6 protein-coding genes are annotated in these 19,082 nt (G+C 70.4%); 5 read left to right on the top strand and 1 reads right to left on the bottom strand.

Features of this window, described 5'->3' with window-relative positions:
- Positions 1–1,108 (bottom strand): maltotransferase domain-containing protein (locus AB0K36_RS25745; RefSeq protein WP_364598710.1); only part of this gene is annotated, 1,108 nt, incomplete at its 3' end.
- A gap of 474 nt (positions 1,109–1,582) precedes the next feature.
- Here AB0K36_RS25745 and glgP point away from each other — a divergent pair.
- From glgP to AB0K36_RS25720, 5 genes are all read left to right on the top strand, one after another.
- Positions 1,583–4,258 (top strand): alpha-glucan family phosphorylase, encoded by a 2,676-nt coding sequence (gene glgP / locus AB0K36_RS25740; protein ID WP_364598707.1) that lies wholly within the window; start codon positions 1,583–1,585, stop codon positions 4,256–4,258.
- Between the two features lie 755 nt (positions 4,259–5,013).
- Positions 5,014–6,549, top strand: a complete 1,536-nt coding sequence (locus AB0K36_RS25735; protein ID WP_364598704.1) for an FG-GAP repeat domain-containing protein — start codon at positions 5,014–5,016, stop codon at positions 6,547–6,549.
- A 303-nt stretch (positions 6,550–6,852) separates the two neighbouring features.
- Positions 6,853–8,415 carry a VCBS repeat-containing protein gene (locus tag AB0K36_RS25730; RefSeq protein WP_364598702.1) on the top strand — a complete coding sequence of 521 codons (1,563 nt, stop codon included), beginning with the start codon at positions 6,853–6,855 and terminating at the stop codon, positions 8,413–8,415.
- Between the two features lie 23 nt (positions 8,416–8,438).
- A complete protein-coding gene (locus AB0K36_RS25725) occupies positions 8,439–12,086 on the top strand; it encodes a LamG domain-containing protein (RefSeq protein ID WP_364598699.1) in 3,648 nt (1,215 codons plus the stop codon).
- 126 nt (positions 12,087–12,212) lie between these two features.
- On the top strand, positions 12,213–19,082 hold the full coding sequence (locus tag AB0K36_RS25720; protein WP_364598696.1) for an RHS repeat-associated core domain-containing protein: 6,870 nt from the start codon (positions 12,213–12,215) through the stop codon (positions 19,080–19,082).

Below are 19,082 nucleotides of genomic sequence, written 5' to 3'. Positions count from 1 at the left end.
GGACCGTCTCGCGGACCAGGCCCTTCATGTCCGCGTCGAACGCGATGGGGTAGATGTCCTGGTACTTCTTCGGCGGGTTCTCCGCGTAGGCGATGGAGCCGTCGGCACGGTGGTGGAACCACTCGGGATGCTCCTTGACCCAGGGATGGTCGGGGGAGCACTGGAGGGCGAAGTCGAGTGCGACCTCCATGCGCAGCGAACGGGCGGCGGTCACGAAGTGGTCGAAGTCGGCGAGCGTGCCGAGGTCCGGGTGGATGGCGTCGTGCCCGCCGAAGGCGGAGCCGATCGCCCAGGGCACGCCGACGTCGTGGGGGCCGGCGGTGAGCGAGTTGTCGGGGCCTTTGCGGTGGGTGGTCCCGATGGGGTGGACCGGCGGCAGGTACACCACGTCGAAGCCCATCGCGGCGACGGCGGGCAGCCGTTCGGCGGCGGTGCGGAAGGTGCCGGAGACGGGCGGCTCGCCCTCCTTGACGACCGCGCCCTCCGAACGCGGGAACAGCTCGTACCAGGAGCCGTAGAGCGCCCGCCGGCGTTCCACCTGGAGCGGCAGCGGCGGTGAGGAGCTGACCAGCTCGCGCAGCGGATGGCGGGAGAGGGCGGCGTCCGCGTCGTGCGCGAACGCGGCGGCGAGCCGGGCCGCGGCGGGCCTGGCCGTGTCGCGCAGCGCGTCGGCGGCGGCGAGCACGGTCTCCCTGCCGTCCTTCTTCGGGACCCCGGCCGCGGCGCGTTCGTACAGTTCCGCCCCTTCGGCCAGGACCAGCTCGGTGTCGATCCCGGCAGGGATCTTGATGCCGGCGTGGTGGCGCCATGTGGCGACGGGATCGCTCCAGGCCTCGACGGTGTACGTCCAGTGGCCTTCCGTGGAGGGGGTGACCTCCGCTCCCCACCGGTCGGTGCCGGGGGCGAGTTCCCGCATGGGGGTGAAGGGACCGGGGCGGCCCTTCGGGTCGTGCAGCACGACATTGGCGGCGACTGCGTCGTGGCCCTCGCGGAAGACCGTGGCGGTGACCTGGAAGGTCTCACCCGCCACGGCCTTCGCGGGCCTTCTGCCGCAGTCGACGAGTGGGCGGACGTCCAGGACGGGGATGCGACCGATGAGCGAGTTCACAACATCACCTGAGGGCTGTGCGGGCAGGTCGGGTCGAGCGGGATGTCTCGTTTGTGCGGGGTGGGTCTCATTTGACTGAGTTTTATTTGTATCTGCTGAAACGGTGACTGGCGGGCTGCGGGCATGTCCGCTCCTGTCCGCGTTCACTCGGGTGGACGGTAGGGAGGCCGATCGGGGGTGCTCGCCTGCGTACCGGGTGAGCCTTCCCACGCCCTTCGGGTGGGCAATCCGGTGATGTGTTAACTACTAGGACGTACGGGGTCGCACAAGACACACGAAAAGAGACCGGCCCGTCATGGAGGGGGAACCGGACTTTTCTGACGGCCGTTTACGCGCCGGGTGCGCCAACGCGCCGGTGCGACACCCGTGCGCCGTGGTTACGGAGGGCGCGGACCGATACCGTCGGAAATGACGGAAAAGGACGCACCGTCCTGCGTCCGCTCGGATGTGTACCTGCCCTGCGAAGGTGAACTTGTGAAGGCCATTCGTCGATTCACCGTCCGCCCCGTCCTCCCCGAACCGCTCGGGCCGCTCAGCGACCTCGCACGCAATCTGCGCTGGTCCTGGCACACCGAGACCCGAGAGCTCTTCCGGACCGTCGACCCCGAGGGGTGGCGGGCCGTCGGCGGCGATCCCGTACGGCTCCTCGGGAACGTGTCCGCCACCCGTATGGCCGAACTGGCCAAAGACCGGCGCTTCCTGCGCAGACTCGCCGCCGCGGCCGACGACCTGGACGACTATCTGCACGGCCGCAGGTGGTACCAGTCCAACGGCGGCGACGGCGGCCCCGACACCCCCGCGTTCCCCGCCGCCATCGCCTACTTCTCACCCGAGTTCGGTGTCACCGCCGCCCTGCCGCAGTACTCCGGAGGCCTCGGCATCCTCGCCGGCGACCACCTCAAGGCGGCCAGCGACCTCGGCGTACCGCTGATCGGGGTCGGTCTGCTCTACCGGCACGGCTACTTCCGCCAGTCCCTGTCCCGGGACGGCTGGCAGCAGGAGCACTACCCCGTGCTCGACCCGAACGAGCTGCCGGTGAGTCTGCTGCGTGAGGTGGACGGCACCCCGGCCCGGGTGTCCCTCGCCCTCCCGGGCGGCCGGTCTTTGCACGCGCACATCTGGGTCGCGCAGGTCGGCCGGGTACCGCTGCTGATGCTCGACTCCGACATCGAGGAGAACGGGCCGGGCGCCCGCGACGTCACCGACCGGCTGTACGGCGGCGGCAGCGAGCACCGCCTGCTGCAGGAGATGCTGCTGGGCATCGGCGGAGTGCGGGCGGTCCGCGCCTACTGCCGCCTCACCGACCGTCCCGCGCCGGAGGTGTTCCACACCAACGAGGGCCATGCAGGCTTCCTCGGCCTCGAACGCATCCGCGAACTGGGCGAGCCGCCCGAGCACGGCGGCAGCGGTCTCGGCTTCGACGCGGCGCTGGAGGCGGTGCGGGCGGGCACCGTGTTCACCACCCACACCCCCGTGCCGGCCGGCATCGACCGTTTCGACCGCGAACTCGTCGCACGCCACTTCTCCGAGGGCGCGGAACTGCCGGGTGTACCCGTCGACAAGGTGCTGCAGCTCGGCATGGAGACCTATCCGGGGGGCGAGCCCGGGGTCTTCAACATGGCCGTGATGGGACTGCGGCTCGCCCAGCGCGCCAACGGCGTCTCGGAACTGCACGGCGCGGTGAGCCGCAGCATGTTCGCCGGACTGTGGCCGGGATTCGACGCCGCGGAGGTGCCCATCACCTCCATCACCAACGGTGTGCACGCCCCGACCTGGGTGGCGCCGGAGGTGTTCCGCCTCGGCGCCCGGCAGATCGGCACAAGCCGTGCGGAGGACGCCCTCTCCGTGGGCGGCTCCGGGCGCTGGGACTCCGTCGGGAACATCCCCGACGCCGACATCTGGGAGCTGCGCAGGTCGCTGCGCGAACAGCTGGTCATGGAGGTGCGGGAGCGGCTCCGCGCCTCCTGGCGCCAGCGCGGCGCGGGCGCGGCCGAACTCGGCTGGATCGACGGGGTGCTCGACCCGGACGTGCTCACCATCGGCTTCGCCCGCCGGGTGCCCTCGTACAAGCGGCTCACCCTGATGCTCCGCGACCGGGAGAGGCTGACGGAGCTGCTGCTGCACCCCACCCAGCCGATCCAGATCGTGGTCGCCGGCAAGGCCCACCCGGCGGACGACGGCGGCAAGCGGCTGGTGCGGGAACTGGTGCGCTTCGCGGACGACCCGCGGGTGCGCCACCGGATCGTCTTCCTGCCCGACTACGGCATGGCGATGGCGAAGAAGCTCTACCCGGGCTGCGACGTCTGGCTGAACAACCCGCTGCGGCCGCTGGAGGCGTGCGGCACCAGCGGCATGAAGGCGGCGCTCAACGGGGCCCTCAACCTCTCGGTCCTGGACGGCTGGTGGGACGAGTGGTTCGAGCCGGACTTCGGCTGGGCGATCCCCACCGCCGACGGCGCGTCCACCGACGAGGACCGCCGCGACGAGCTGGAGGCGGCGGCGCTGTACTCGCTGATCGAGGACCGGGTCGCCCCGCGGTTCTACGACCGGGGCGCCGGCGGGCTGCCCGACCGCTGGATCGAGATGGTCCGCCGCACCCTGACCACCCTCGGCCCGAAGGTGCTCGCGGGCCGCATGGTGCGCGAGTACGTGGAGCGGCTGTACGCCCCGGCGGCGCGGGCGCACCGCGCCCTGGACGCCACCAGCGCCCAGGACCTCGCGGCCTGGAAGTCCAGGGTGCGTTCCGTCTGGCGCCAGGTGACCGTCGACCATGTGGAGGCCGTCGACCAGGACGCGGCCGCGGGTCACGTGGCGTCGGCGGGTCTCGGCTCGACGCTCACGCTCCGCGTACAGGCGGCGCTCGGCGAACTCCAGCCGGACGACGTCGAGGTGCAGGTGGTCGCCGGCCGCGTCGACTCCGACGACGCCATCCGCGACGCCCAGACCTTCCCCCTGAAGCCTGCGAGCGGCCCGGACCTCGAGGGGCGCTGGGTGTACGAGGGGCCCCTCGCGCTGGACCGCACGGGCCCGTTCGGCTACACGGTCCGCATCCTGCCGGCGCACCGTCTGCTGCCGGCGGGTACGGACCTCGGGCTCGTCGCCGTGCCGACGGAGACGGCGGCCGAGGACGCGGGCGTGCTGATGCGCTGATCTCCGACGAGGGCCGCGAGGCCGTCGGTGCGTGGTGAGGGCACCCCCTGTGCCGGGGACCGGGTCGCACCGGTATCCGGGCAGGGGGTGCCCTTCTTCATGCCGTGAACCGCGAGCCTTGACGTGTCCGCGGGACGCCCTGGCTTCCTCGCCCGGTACGGCGTTCACGATCGCACTCGATGTGCATGAAGGCCGCAGGGGCCACGCCATGACGGACACACAGCGCCTGGCCGAGCAGCAGCGGCCGGCCGGGTCCGACAACCTCTTCGTGGCCTGGGGGACCCCGACCCGACCCCGACCCACGACGGCAACCCGGCGTAGGGCGGGGGATCCGTGCGGCCGCGCCTCGGGGCGGCCGCACGTCCGTTGTTTCCGGTACGCGCGCACGTATCCCTTTGTGAAGGAACTGTGACGCCACGTCAAAGACCGTGTGACCAACCTGTGTTCGTGACCGATGGCTCCATGTCGGACATGTGATCTTGTGATGATCGACGTGGCCATGCCATAGTCCCGTTCCGCTTCCGTGGATCGTGGGGGCAGGGAACCGGGCGGTGAGGAGCCCGCGGGGCGGGGAGGCTCTGCGGAAACGCTTCTCCGTGTTCGGACACGGTCTGCCGGAGCACGGGGCTTTCCTGGCCAAGAGCCGGAACGCCCCGACGACCGGTCAACCGAAAGGCCGTCGCCGCTCCTCGCGGAGGCACGGCGCGCGGGGTGGGGGAACTATGCCGTACATCGGCACACGAACGACCCGTGGTGTGACGGCGCTGGCATTCGCCTGCGCCGTCACCCTCCTGGGAAACGGCGCGGCACCGCTGACACAGGCGGTCGCCGCCACCGGCTGCGCCGGCGCCCAGCACGACTTCAACGGTGACGGGATCCGCGACGTCGCGATCGCCGACCCGGAGGCCACGGTCGCGGGCCAGGAGCGCGCCGGGCAGATCCACATCGTCTACGGCGGAGGCAAGGGCACGGTCGCGCTCTCGCAGGCGTCGCCGAACGTCTCGGACGGGGCGGAGGCAGGCGACCAGTTCGGCTTCTCCTACGCCGTCTACGACGCCAACTCCGACGGATGCAGCGACATCGCCGTCGGCATCCCCTTCGAGGACATCAACCTGGCCGACCGCACCGTCAAGGACGCGGGCCTGGTCCACCTGATCTACGGCTCACCGGCCGGCATGGCCGGGAACGGGCTCGGCACCATCGGCTTCCGGCAGGGCAGCGACGGCAAACTCGCAGGAGGCTACGAGGCCGAGGACTGGGTCGGATACGCCGTCGCCGCAGGCAGGTCGGCCACCAACATCCCCTTCCTCGTGATCGGAGCGCCCGGCGAGGACGGCGCCGAGGGCAAGGACATGGGGATGTTCCACTACGTCTACGGCACCGCCTACAACGTCGCGCACGTGGCCCAGGACAGCACCGGCGTCTGGGAGGACCCCGAGCCCAACGACCGCTTCGGCGCGTCGATCGCCGCCACCGACCGCCACTTCGTCGTCGGCGCACCCGGCGAGTCCATCGCCACCACCTCCACGAACGTCGAGTTCGCGGGCGCCGTGGTCGCCTTCCGGCCGTCGATCAACACCTACGGCATCCCCGCCCCGCTGTTCGGCATGGGCCAGGGCCGCAGCGGCAGCGGTGACACCACCGCACAGGCCGGCGACCAGTACGGCACGTCCCTGGCGATGGCGCCCTACCGCCCCGCCGGCGCCACATCGAACTCCGACTCGCTCCTCGCGGTCGGCGTCCCCGGCGAGGACCTCGCGACCACCGTCGACGCCGGCGCCGTGCACACGTACCACCTCAAGGCGGACGGCACCGTCCAGCCCATCACCTGGATCGACCAGAACCAGCCGGACACCGAGGGCGAGGCAGAGGCAGGCGACTTCTTCGGCCAGCGCCTCGCCGCGGTCAACACCGCCCCTACCGCGACCGGCACCGCGGCCACGATGCGTCTCGCCGTGGGCGTGCCGGGTGAGGAGTCCTCCGAGGAGTTCCCGGAGGAAGGCGGCGTGCAGATCCTGCCGCTGCTCGGCGCGCCCGGCGCCGGCGACAGCTGGCTCTCGCCCGGCAACGGCATCCCCGCCGGCCGCGCGCCCCGCATGCTCACGGGCATGGGCCTCGGCACGAGCCCCGGCTCGCTCTACGTGGGTGTCCCGTACGGTCCCGTCGCCGACCGGGCCGTCCACGCCTTCCCCTGGAACACGCCCAACGGCGGTGCGCCGACGCAGAGCTGGCGGCCCGGCGAGGGCGGGATCCCGGTGGGCGGCGTCGCCTTCGGCGCGTACCTGAGCTGACGGCAGGCGGCCGGTCCGCGCCGTGGCCGAAGGGCCACGGCGCTGGTGGACCGTGCCGTGCCGGTGGGCCTCGTGCGCCCCGGACCGACGAGCTGCCTCCGTAACGGAGTTCCCGACAGGGCAGTCCCCCGACCCGGTGTGCCCTCGGCCACGTGTGCCCGTCGTGAAGACCGCCGCCGGGCCCCCCACCGCGAACGGCTCCGTCCCCGGACCGGCCCCTCGACACACGTGGGCGCCGCACGGGCGCCGACGCCGAGAACCTCCGGCGGAAGCCGCCGGCAGCAAAGGGGAGGAACCAACGCAGTGACCAGTCCAACGCGTCGGCCACGACGCACCACGCGACGACGGACGGCGCTCGCCGCCGGCGCGCTCGTCCTGACCGCCTCGGCCCTGGGCGCCGGGCCGGTGACGCCCGCCGCGGCCGTCGCCGCCGCCTGCTCAGGCGTGGAGTCCGACTTCAACGGCGACGGAATCCGGGACACGGCGATCGCCGACCCGGAGGCGACCGTCGGCACCGTGCCCCGGGCGGGGAAGGTCCACATCGTCTACGGCGGCGGCAAGGGCGCCATGGAACTGTCCCAGGAGACCGCGGGCATCCCGGGCGGCGCGGAACCGGACGACCAGTACGGATTCGCACTCGCCGTCTACGACGCCGATGCCGACGGCTGCGCCGACCTGGCCGTGGGCGCCCCCTACGAGGACATCTCCACCAACGCCGACGCCGGCATGGTGCACATCGTCTACGGCTCGGCCGCCGGTCTGAACGGCGGAAAGGCCGCCAAGGAGCACCTCCAGGGCGAGGGCACCACGATCGGCGGCGCCGCCGAACCCGGCGACTGGCTCGGCTACGCGCTCGTCGCGGGCAAGACGTCCACCGGCTCGCCGTACCTCGTCGCCGGAGTGCCGGGGGAGTCCATCGGCACGGTGGAGGACGCCGGAGGCTTCGTCTACATCCACGGGACCGCGCAGACCGTCGTCGGCGTCATCAGCCAGAACGTCGAGACCGGCGGCGCCGTCCCCGGGGACGCCGAGATCGACGACCGGTTCGGCGCCTCGCTCGCCGCGACACCCACGCACTTCGCCGTCGGGACACCGGGCGAGGCACTCGGCACGGTGACCTTCGCCGGCGGAGTGGCCGTCTTCAGCCACACCCTCTCGTCCGGTCACCCGAAGCCGCTCTTCGGGCTGGGCCAGGACCAGGACGCGGTCGCGGGCGCCGAGGAGGTGGGCGACGGATTCGGAACGGCGCTCGCCATGGTCCCCTACCGTCCGAGCGGGGCGACATCGACCACAGAGTCGCTCCTCGCCGTGGGGGTGCCGGGTGAGGACCTCTCCACGACGGTCGACGCCGGCGCCGTCCAGGTCTTCCGCGTCACCGCCGCGGGCTCCTTCACGTCCCACATGTGGATCGAGCAGAACACCGCCGACGTCGAGCAGGCGAGCGACGCGGGCGACTTCTTCGGCCAGCGCCTCGCGGCCGTCAACACCGCCCCGGGCAGCACCAGTTCCGGAACCAACACCCGGCTCGCCATCGGCGTCCCCGGTGAGGAGTCGGCCGAGGAGCACCCGGAGAAGGGCGGCGTCCACATCGTCCCCCTGGTCGGCGCGCCCGGAGCGTCCGACGCGTGGCTCGACCCGGGCTGGGGCATCCCCGGCGAGCCCGCGCCCACCCAGCTCGCCGGCCTGAGCCTCTCGGGCAGCACCGCTGGGCTGTACGTCGGCATGCCCTACGGGCCGGCGGCGGACCACGGCGTGCACCTCTTCCCGTGGGGCACGGCCGGTGGCGGCGCCCCCACGAAGACCTTCAAGCCCGGCTGGGACGGAATTCCCGCCGGTGACACCGCATTCGGTGCGGCGGTCCGCTGATGAACGACAGGGAGAACGGACACGTGTCCAGACGTATACGACGCGGCCTCGTGCTGCGCGGCGCGATCGCCGCCGTAGCGGCCGGCGCCGTACTGACCGGCGGCTTCAACGCGCTGCCGGACGCCTCGGACGGCAGCGACGCCGCACCCGAGCAGGCCGCGGTCGGCACCGGCAGCCCCGTGCAGACGGAGGCGGAGGCGCTCGCCGTCGCGAAGAAGAGCGGCAAGAAGATCGAGATCCTCGGCATGCGCACGGCACGCCGGGAGATCTACGCCGAGCCCAACGGCACCTTCACGGCCCGCGAGTACACCGACCCGATCCGCACCTTCCAGGGCGGTTCATGGGTCGACATCGACCGGACCCTGGTCCGGGGCGCCGACGGCAGCGTGGCGCCGAAGGCGGCCGCGGTCGGCCTGTCGTTCTCCGACGGCACGGCGGGCAAGCCGTTCGTCACCATGAACCAGGCGGGCCGTGAACTGTCGCTGACCTGGCCGCACGGGAAGCTTCCCGCGCCGGTCCTCGACGGTGACACCGCCACCTACCGGGACGCCCTGCCCGGCGTCGACCTCGCGGTGCGCGCCGAGGCGGACGGCTTCGGCCACCTCCTCGTCGTCAAGACCCCGGAGGCCGCCGCCGATCCGCGCCTCGCCAGGCTCGACCTCGGTCTGAAGACCGACGGTCTGAAGGTCAAGGAGGACGCCACCGGTGCCCTCAAGGCCGAGGACGCCGCCGTCGGCGGCACCGTCTTCGAGGCCGGCAGGCCCGTGATGTGGGACTCGGCCGCCGTCAAGGAGGCTGCGGCCAGGAAGCAGGGCCCGAAGGCCGTTTCCAAGGCGCTCGCCGCCGCGTCCGCGGACGCGGCCCCGGCCCCGTCCGTCGCACCCGAGGCCGCGCTCGCCGGCCCCGGCGGCGGTGGCAGGACCTCACCTCTCGGCCTCGAGGTCGGTAAGGGCAAGCTGTCCCTGGTGCCCGACCAGAAGCTGCTGAAGGGCAAGGACACCGTCTTCCCGGTCGTCATCGACCCGATCCAGCGCACCACTTCGCGGACCGCGTGGACCGGCGTGATGTCGGGCATGCCGAGCGAGCAGGACTGGAAGTACTCCGGCAGCGCCGGTGTGGGCAAGTGCCCCACCGACTACAGCCCGGTGTCCTGCAACGGGGTGGGTGTGCGGCGGCTGCTGTTCACCATGCCCATGTCGTTCTACAAGGGCAAGCAGATCCTCGGCGCGACCTTCTCCGCCCGCGTCGAGCACATCTACAGCGCCTCGCCGACCGCCGAGCCGATCCGGCTCTACCGCATCGGCGGCAAGAACTACAGCATCACGTCCTCCTCCAGCTGGTCCAACACCTCGGACGACTGGCTGGACCACATCGGCACGGTCGACAAGGCCATCTCGCCGACCAGCTGCTCGAGCCAGGCCAACCTGCACTTCGAGGCCGGTGCCACCGGTGAGCTGACCAGCGAGGTGAAGACCGCGGCGGCCGAGGGCTGGTCCTCGATGACGCTCGGTCTGCGCGCCGCCGACGAGACCCGGCTGCCCGAGTGGAAGCGGATCTGCGGCAACGCGTACCTGTCGATCAGCTACAACAACCTGCCGCGGAAGATCACCACGCTGTCGCAGAACCCCGGCGGTGTCTGCACCTCCGGCGCCGGCCGTCCGTACGCCGAGGTCCCGCCGCAGCTCCAGGCCGTGGCCAGCGACCCCGACCACACGAGCAGCAGCACCGACAAGGTCAAGGTCGAGTTCAAGGTCGACTGGACCGACCCGGTCACCAAGGAGGCCAAGAGCTACACGTACCTCACGCCCTCCTGGCTGGCACCGACCTCCGGCACCAAGTTCACACACACCGTGAAGTCGACCATCCCGCAGAACACCGTCATCTACTGGAGCGCCCGCGCCTACGACGGTGACGGCTACGGCCCGTGGAGCTACGACGGAGACTCCGTCCGCTGCGAGTTCATCTACGACCGGACGCTGCCGGGCAGGCCGAACGTGCTGTCCAAGCAGTACCCGTCCGACACCGTCTACCACGACGGCGTCGGCACCTACGGCTCCTTCACCTTCTCGCCGAACCCGAACGACTCCGTGCCGGACACGGACGTCGTCAAGTACCGCTACGCGTTCGACAGCACGGCCACGCCGACGACCACGGTCAACGCCACCTCGGCCGGTGGACCGGCGACGGTGAGCTGGATGCCGACGCGCGCCGGACGTCACTGGGTCGACGTCATCGCCGTCGACAAGGCGGAGAACCCGAGCACCAAGGCGCACTACGAGTTCCTCGTCACCGAGGGAACGCCCGTCGCCGCCCAGTGGAACCTCGCCGACGCGCCGACCAGCACCGAGGCGCACGACGAGACCGGAGCCTTCTCCGCGGACGCCGGAACCGGTGTCACCTTCGGGGTGGAGGGCCCCGGCGGCAAGGTCGACTCCGCCGCCCGCTTCGACGGCACCTCCGCCGCCTACGCCGACGTCAACGAGACGGTCCTCGACTCCTCGAAGAGCTTCAGCGTCAGCGCCTGGGTCCGCCCGAAGGGCACGCCCACCCGTGACATGGCCGTCGTCAGCCAGGACGGCACCGGCGAGCCGGGCTTCACGCTCGGCTACGACCAGACGGCCGGCACCTGGGCGTTCTCCGTTCCGGTGACCGACGTGGACACGCTGGGCGAGTGGAAGGCCGTCGCCACCGGCGTCAGCGTCGTCCCCGACCAGTGGGTCCTGTTGACCGGCGTCTACGACGCCACCAAGTCCGAACTGCGGCTCTACATCAACAAGGACTCCAAGGGCGTCGCCTCCCGCCGCTCGGTGTGGCGCTCCTACGGCCCGCTGCAGCTGGGCCGCACCACGGCGAAGAGCGGCTACCGCGACAACTTCCACGGTGACCTCGCCGAGGTCCGCGTCTTCGACCGCGTCCTGCCCGCCGCGCAGGTGGCGGAGATGATGACCGTCAAGCCCGAGCGCAAGAACTACTGGCAGCTCGACTCGGCCACCTCGGGCTCGTCCCCGGACACGGGGGCGGGGCAGGCGCTGACGCTGGCGGGCAACGCCTCCATCCACCTGGCGCCCACCGACCCGCTCTCGGCGGACCCCTTCCCGATGGTCGGGAACGGGCACATGGTCCTCGACGGTGACGGGGACTACGCGACGACGGCGACCGCCCCGGTCACCGGAGCCGCGAGCTTCACGGTCACGGCCCGCACCCAGCTCACCACGCTGAACCCGGAGAAGGCCCAGACCGTGCTCTCACTGCCCGGCACGGCCGCCAACCGGCTCACCGTGCGCTATCGGCCCGGTCCGGACGCGGAGACCCCGTCCATGTGGGAGCTCGCGGTCGCCGAGTCCGACTCGGCCACCGCGTCGGTGAAGTCGTTCACCGACGACCAGGAACTGCCCGACACCGACCCGGCCGGACAGCACCTCGCGGTCGTGTACGACGCGTTCGCCAACGAGATCCGGCTGTACGTGAACGGCATGCTCGCCGACATCGCGCACGGCAGCGACGACACCCTGTGGGCCGCCACCGGCGCGCTCCAGGTGGGTCGTTCGGCACTCGGCGGCGGCAGCGAGTACTTCGCGGGCGCGATCGACGAGGTCCGTGTCTACAGCGGAGCCGCGGACAAGACCGCGATCCAGCAGATGTCCAACCCGATGGCTGTGCCGGACATGTGATCCCAACGGGCGGGTGTGCCGGACTGCCCGGCACACCCGCCCGTTGCCTGTCCCATCCCTATCTACGTGCGGAGACACGAGATGCCATTTCGTGGCCGGTTGATGAACCGGCGCATACCCGGGCGGTTGCTCGCAGCAACCGCCCTCGGGGTGACCATCGCCTTGACCGGCACCACGGTCGAGGCCGTGCCGATCGAGGAACCGGGCCGCGGCCGGCCCGGCGTCCAGGATCTCGACCCGCTCAAGGGCAGGGACGCCAAGGCGAAGCCCCGGCCGGGTGACCCGGCGAAGAAGGCCGCCGTCACCCGCCTCGACAAGGCCACCTGGCCGAAGGGAGGCAGCGGCGAGGTCGCCGTGGCCGCGAGCACCGCGCGGGCCGTCGAGGTCGGCGGCCTGCCTGTGGCGGTCGCCGCCGTCCGGCCGAAGGCGAAGACGGGCCGCGCGGCGGCCTCCGGCGCGCAGTCAGGGCCCGGCCGGGTCAAGGTCGACGTCCTGCCTGCGAAGCGGGCCGCGGACCTCGGTGCCGGTGCGGTACTGCGGGTCCAGCGTACGGACGACGCGAAGACCGGCGCCAAGGTCCGCCTGTCCGTGGACTACTCGGCCTTCGACGAGGCATACGGCGGCTCCTACGGAGCCCGGCTGCGCCTCGTACAGCTGCCGGCGTGCGCCGCGGTCGCCGAGCCGGGCAGCAAGGCGTGCCCCGAGCTCGCCACCCCGCTGCCCACAGAGAACGACCCGGTGCGCAACACCGCGTCGGCCGAGATCACGGCCGCGGCCGCCGACCCGGCCGGCACCTCCACGATGGCGGTGCAGGGCGCGTCCCTCGTGGCACTGGCCGCGGGGACCTCCTCGTCCCAGGGGACCTACGGAGCGACTTCCCTCTCGCCGTCGGCGAGCTGGAGCGTCGCGCGCTCCACCGGTGGCTTCTCCTGGTCCTACCCCATGCGCACGGTGCCGGTGGCCGGAGGGCTCGCACCGTCCGTCGGGCTCTCGTACCAGTCCCAGTCCATCGACGGGCGTACGTCCGCCACCAACAACCAGGGCTCCTGGATCGGTGAGGGCTTCAGTTACGAGTCCGGGTACATCGAGCGTCAGTACAAGCCGTGCACCGAGGACGGCCACGACGGCTCGGCCGAGCAGTGCTGGGCGTTCGACAACGCCACCATCATGCTCAACGGCAGCGCGTCCCAGATCATCAAGGACGACGCGACCGGCCAGTGGCGGCTGTCGAACTCCGACGGCTCCAAGGTGGAGAAGCTGACCGGAGCCACCAACGGCGACAACGACGGTGAGCACTGGCGGATCACCACCCCGGACAGCAAGGAGTACTACTTCGGTCTGAACCGGCTTCCGGGCTGGGCGGCCGGCAACGAAGAGACATCGTCCGTGTGGACGCTGCCCGTCTTCGGCGACGACTCCGGGGAGCCCTGCTACAACGCGACGTTCACCAGCGCCCACTGCAAGCAGGCCTGGCGCTGGAACCTCGACCACGTCAAGGACCCCCACGACAACGTCGTCTCCCACTACTACGCCAAGGAGGTCAACCACTACGCCCTGAACAGCAAGACCGACGTCAACGGCACGGCGTACGACCGCGGCGGGTACCTGAAGCGGATCGACTACGGTCAGCGTGACGGGCAGGCGTACGCGGCCAAGGCACCGGCGCGCGTCGTCTTCGACGTCACCGAGCGCTGTCTGCCGGACACCTCCTTCGACTGTGACGAGAGCAAGCGGACATCGGCCAATGCCGCACGCTGGCCGGACGTGCCGATCGACCGGGAGTGCAAGGCGTCGGTCAAGTGCGGCTCCGACCAGGTCTCGCCGACGTTCTTCACCACGAAGCGGCTCAAGGCCGTCGTCACCCAGATGCGCAAGGACGCGACGGCCTATCAGGACGTCGACGCCTGGCTGTTCACGCACCTGTTCCTGGACAACGGTGACGACTCGAAGACGCTGTGGCTGTCCCGGATCGACCACGAGGGCCGGGTCGGAACCGTGGCCAAGGTGCCCTCGCTGGAGCTTTTCGGCGAGCAGCTCGACAACCGGGTCGACGCGATCGGCGACAACATCGCACCGTTCAAGCGCTACCGTCTGGCGACGGTGATCAGTGAGACCGGCGCCCAGCTGGACATCAACTTCGCCCCCGCCGAATGCACCGTGCCCACCCTGCCGCAGCCGGGTGGGTCGACCAAGCGCTGCTACCCCGTCAAGTGGGCGGCCCCCGGGCACATCGAACCGATCGACGACTGGTTCCACAAGTACGTCGTGGCCGAGATCGTGGAGACGGACCGCACGGGCGGCGGCGACAAGATGGTCACCCGCTACGACTACAACGGCCCCGCGGGCTGGCGGCACTCGAAGCCGGACGGCATCACCCCCGAGAAGTTCCTCACCTGGGGTGAATGGCAGGGATACGGCAAGGTCACGGTCACCAGCGGCTCGGAGGACGTGCAGCGCAGCCGCGTCGACTACACGTACTTCCAGGGCCTGAACGGTGACAAGAAGGCCGGCGGCGGTACGGTCGCCGCCACGGTCACCGACTCCACCGGAACCGTTCACACGGACGACGAGGACTTCACCGGCTTCGAGCTCGAGACCCAGGCGTTCAACGAGGGTGCGGTCGCCACCAAGGTGATCAAGAAGCCGTGGAAGCATCACAGCGCCACCCAGACCAAGAGCTGGGGCACCCTGCGGGCGACGCTCGTCAAGCCTTCCGTCACGCGGGGCTTCACCGCCCTCAAGGCCGGTGGATGGCGCGAGTCGCGCTCCGAGACGACGTACGACACGGCGACCGGCACGGGACGCGTCACACAGCTGAACGACTTCGGCCGGGTCGTCCCGGCGGGGGCCACCCAGGCCGAGAAGGACGCCGCCGCGAAGGACGACACCTGTACCCGCACCTGGTACGCGGACAACACCGGCGCGGGTCAGAACTTCCTCGACCGCGTCAAGCGGGTGGAGGAGGTGTCCGTCGCCTGCTCGGTCACGCCCGACCGTAGGACCCAGGTGCTCTCCGACGTCCGTAGCTACTACGACAACCTGGCCCACGGCGCGGCCCCGACGCGCGGTCTCGAGACGTCCGCCGAGCGTCTGGCGTCGCACGACGGCACCACGGCGACCTACCAGGAGTCCTTCAAGAACGGCTACGACAGCTACGGACGCCCGACGTCCGCCACCACCCCCGGCTCGGGGCGCACCACGACCAGCTACACGATGGTCAACGGACTGACGACGCAGGTCAAGGCGACCAACAGCCTCGGCCACGCCACCCTGACGGACTACGAGCCGGCCTGGGGGCAGTCGAAGGGCCAGCAGGACCCCAACGGCAAGCGCACCGACATGACGTTCGACGGCCTCGGACGCATCTCGGGTGTCTGGTTGCAGGACCGCAAGAAGGCGGAGAACCAGACCCCCAACACCAAGTACAGCTACCTCGTCCGCAAGGACGCACCCTTGGCCGTCAAGACGGAGATCGTCGAGGAGGGCGGCTCGTACTCCACCGAGTACAGCCTCTACGACAGCCTTATGAGAGCGCGTCAGCGCCAGGCCCAGGGGCCGAACGGCACACGGCTGGTGGCCGACACCTTCTACGACAGCCGCGGCAAGCTCAAGGTCGCCTATGACACCTACAACGCCGCCGGAGCGCCGTCCGATCAGCTGCTGATCGTGCGGAACGGCGAGGTCGAGTCGCAGACGCGCCAGGAATACGACGACATGGGGCGTCTGACCGCGACCGTCTTCGCGGTGGCCGGTGTCGAGCAGTGGCGTACGACCACCGTGCACGAAGGCGACCGTACCCACGTCGTCCCGCCGCAGGGCGGTGTGCCCACCACTTCGCTGACCGACGCGTCCGGGCAGGTCACGGAGGTGCGTCAGTACCAGAGCGGCAGCCCGCTGTCCTCGGGCCCCTCGTCGTACACCGCGACGAAGTACACCTACACCCCCTCCGGGCAGCTCGAGACGGTGACCGACGCCCAGCAGAACGTCTGGTCCTTCGACTACGACCAGCGCGGCCGCCAGGTGAAGAGCGTCGACCCGGACGCGGGGACCAAGACCACCGCTTACGACGACGCGGACCGGGTCGTGTCCGTCACGCACGAGGGTCGCAGGACCACCGTGTCGACGGCCTACGACGGTCTCGGCAGGGTCCTGGCCACCTACGACGGTCCGGTCTCCGGGGGCAAGAAGCTCACGGAGAACCGCTACGACCGCGTCGGCGCGCTCGGCAAGCAGTACGCGTCGCTGCGGTACACCAGCGCCACCGAATACTTCGGAACGGCCGTCCAGGCATTCGACGATCAGTACCGGCCCTTGAAGACGGCCCACGTCGTGCCGGCCTCCGAGGGGGCCCTGGCGGGCACCTATCTGTTCACCAACACCTACAACAGGGACGGCACAGTCCAGACCGCGGGCCTTCCCGCGGCCGGCGGCCTCCAGGCCGAGGTGCTCACCTACGGGTACGACGAACTTCAGCGTCCCGTGACCATGCAGGGCCTGTCCACGTACATCACGGGGACCGTGTGGTCGCCGACCACCGATCTGCTGCAGCTGGAGCAGAACACCGGCGGCAAGAAGGTCTGGCAGACCTTCGACTACGAACGCGGCACCAAGCGCGTCACCCGCTCCGTGGTCGACGTCGCGGGCTCGACGGGCGGACCGGTCAAGGAGACCGGGTACAGCTACGACAAGTCCGGCAACGTCCTCGCCATCTCCGACATCGGCGCTGGGGCGCCGACGCCCGACGTCCAGTGCTTCCAGTACGACCAGAACCGGCGACTGTCGGAGGCGTGGACCCCGGCCGCGAACACCGAGGCGGCCACGGGTTCAGGCACGGTCGGCACGACCGCGCCCGTCGACGGAACCGCGCCCGCCGCGTGCTCCGCGGCGCCGGGCAGCCAGGCCCTCGGAGGCCCGGCCGCCTACTGGACGTCGTACCGGAGCGACGAGATCGGGAACCGCACCCAGGACGTGTCGCACGACATCGGCCTGGACGCGGCCAAGGACGTGACCCGGACCTTCACCTACGGTGAGGGCCCGGCCGGACCGCACGCGGTGACCAAGGTCGTCGAGCAGACGCCGACAGGCGACCGCCAGTCCTCGTACGGCTACGACGCCGCGGGCAACACCGAGACCCGGACCATCGGCGGCAACACCGAGACGCTGTCCTGGGACGTCGGAGGCAAGCTGACCAAGGTCGCACACCCCGACGACGTCACGACTCCGCAGAACGAGGCGTCGGAAACCACCTTCGTCTACGGCCCCAACGGTGACCGCCTCAAGCGCAAGGACGCGGACGGCACCACCGTCTACCTGCCGGGCATGGAGCTGCGCCTCAAGCCCGGGGCCACCAAGGCCGAAGCCACCCGTACCTACTCGCACGCGGGCCAGGACGTCGCCGTACGCACCGACGACAACATGGTCACCTTCCTGTCCGCCGACCACCACAACACCGGTGACCTGTCCGTCCACGCGACGACCGGCGCCGTGACGCAGAGGCGTTTCGACCCGTACGGCAACGCACGTGGTGCGGAGCCCGGTTCGTGGCCCAACGAGAAGGGCTTCGTCGGAGGCACGCTCGACAGGAGCACGGGGCTCACACACCTGGGCGCACGTGAATACGACGCGTCCCTGGGCAAGTTCATCTCCGTCGACCCGCTGATCGACTTCGGCAACGCGCAGCAGATGAACGGCTACGCGTACGCCAACAACTCTCCCGTCACGTTCTCCGACCCGACGGGTGCGATTCCCGCCGAGTGCTGGGAAGGGCTCATCACCTGCCGTATGGGCCCGAACGGATGGGAGTTCGGGGACCCGAAGCCCCAGCCGTCCGAGGAGGAGAAGGAAGTCGCGGCGGCGGAGTCCAACCACCGGGCCGCGGAGTACGCCGTCTCGCAGGTGACCGAGAAGATCATCGAAGAGGTCAAGGACATCGTCGGGGTCAGCGCGCTGCAGGACTGCGCCTCGAACCCCGCGATCGGGACCTGCCTGAAGGCCGCCGCGGAAGTGGCGTCCCTCCTGCTCGGATCGGCGCTGAAGGTGCTGATCAAGGGCAAGAAGGTCTACAAGGCCCTCTCGCTGATCGACGACCTGTACGACTCGATCAGCAATCTGCGCAAGGCGGAGAAGAGGGTCGACAAGGCCAAGGACGCCCTCGAGAAGTCCAAGAAGGCGAAAGCCAAGGAGGACAAGAGGAAACGGGACAAGGACTCATGTGAGAACCACAGCTTCCTGCCCGCCGCGAAGGTGTTGATGGCCGACGGGTCGACCAAACAGATCAAGGACGTCGTACTCGGTGACAAGGTCACCGTGACGGACCCCGGCACGGGAGAGAACTCGGCCCGCGACGTCGTCCGGACGATCGTCACGGAGGACGACAAGCACTTCGTGGAGCTGAAGGTCGCCGCCCCCGACGGCGTCTCCCGGCTCACCACTACGGTCACCCACCCCTTCTGGGTGGCGTCCGAGCAGAAGTGGATCGAGGCGGGCGACCTGCGGCCCGGTATGGAGCTGCTCACTCCGGAGGGCCGGCGGATCCAGCTCACCGGTCAGGACTTCTTCGACCAGCGGCAGCGCACGCACGACCTCACCATCGCCGGCGTCCACGCCTACTACGTGGCGGCCGGGACGACTCCCGTCCTCGTCCACAACTGCGACGACATCGCCCTCGGCAAGCAGGATGTCGACGGCGACGAGATGGCCCTGGACATCTTCGCCATGGAGCGCGGGGCCACCACGTACAAGGAGTGGGACGACAGCTCCTGGTGGTACGAGCACATCAACAACTTCCTCAAGGACGGGAAGACCCGCATCCACGTCAACCTCGACGGCATCGACGACCCCGTGGCCTATGCCAAGCTGGGAAGTTCGCTCAAGCCGGCCCCGGAGATGCAGGGAGCGACGCGCTGGGAGATGTACCGGCTGAGCCAGTCCTCGGGTGCCTGGAACCGGGTCACCTGGTACCGCAACGGGAGAAAGGTGGCGAATCCCTTTGAATGA

The sequence above is a fragment of the Streptomyces kurssanovii genome (assembly GCF_040677245.1).
GTDB classification, from domain to species: domain Bacteria; phylum Actinomycetota; class Actinomycetes; order Streptomycetales; family Streptomycetaceae; genus Streptomyces; species Streptomyces kurssanovii.
This window is presented reverse-complemented; position numbering and strand designations above follow the sequence as displayed.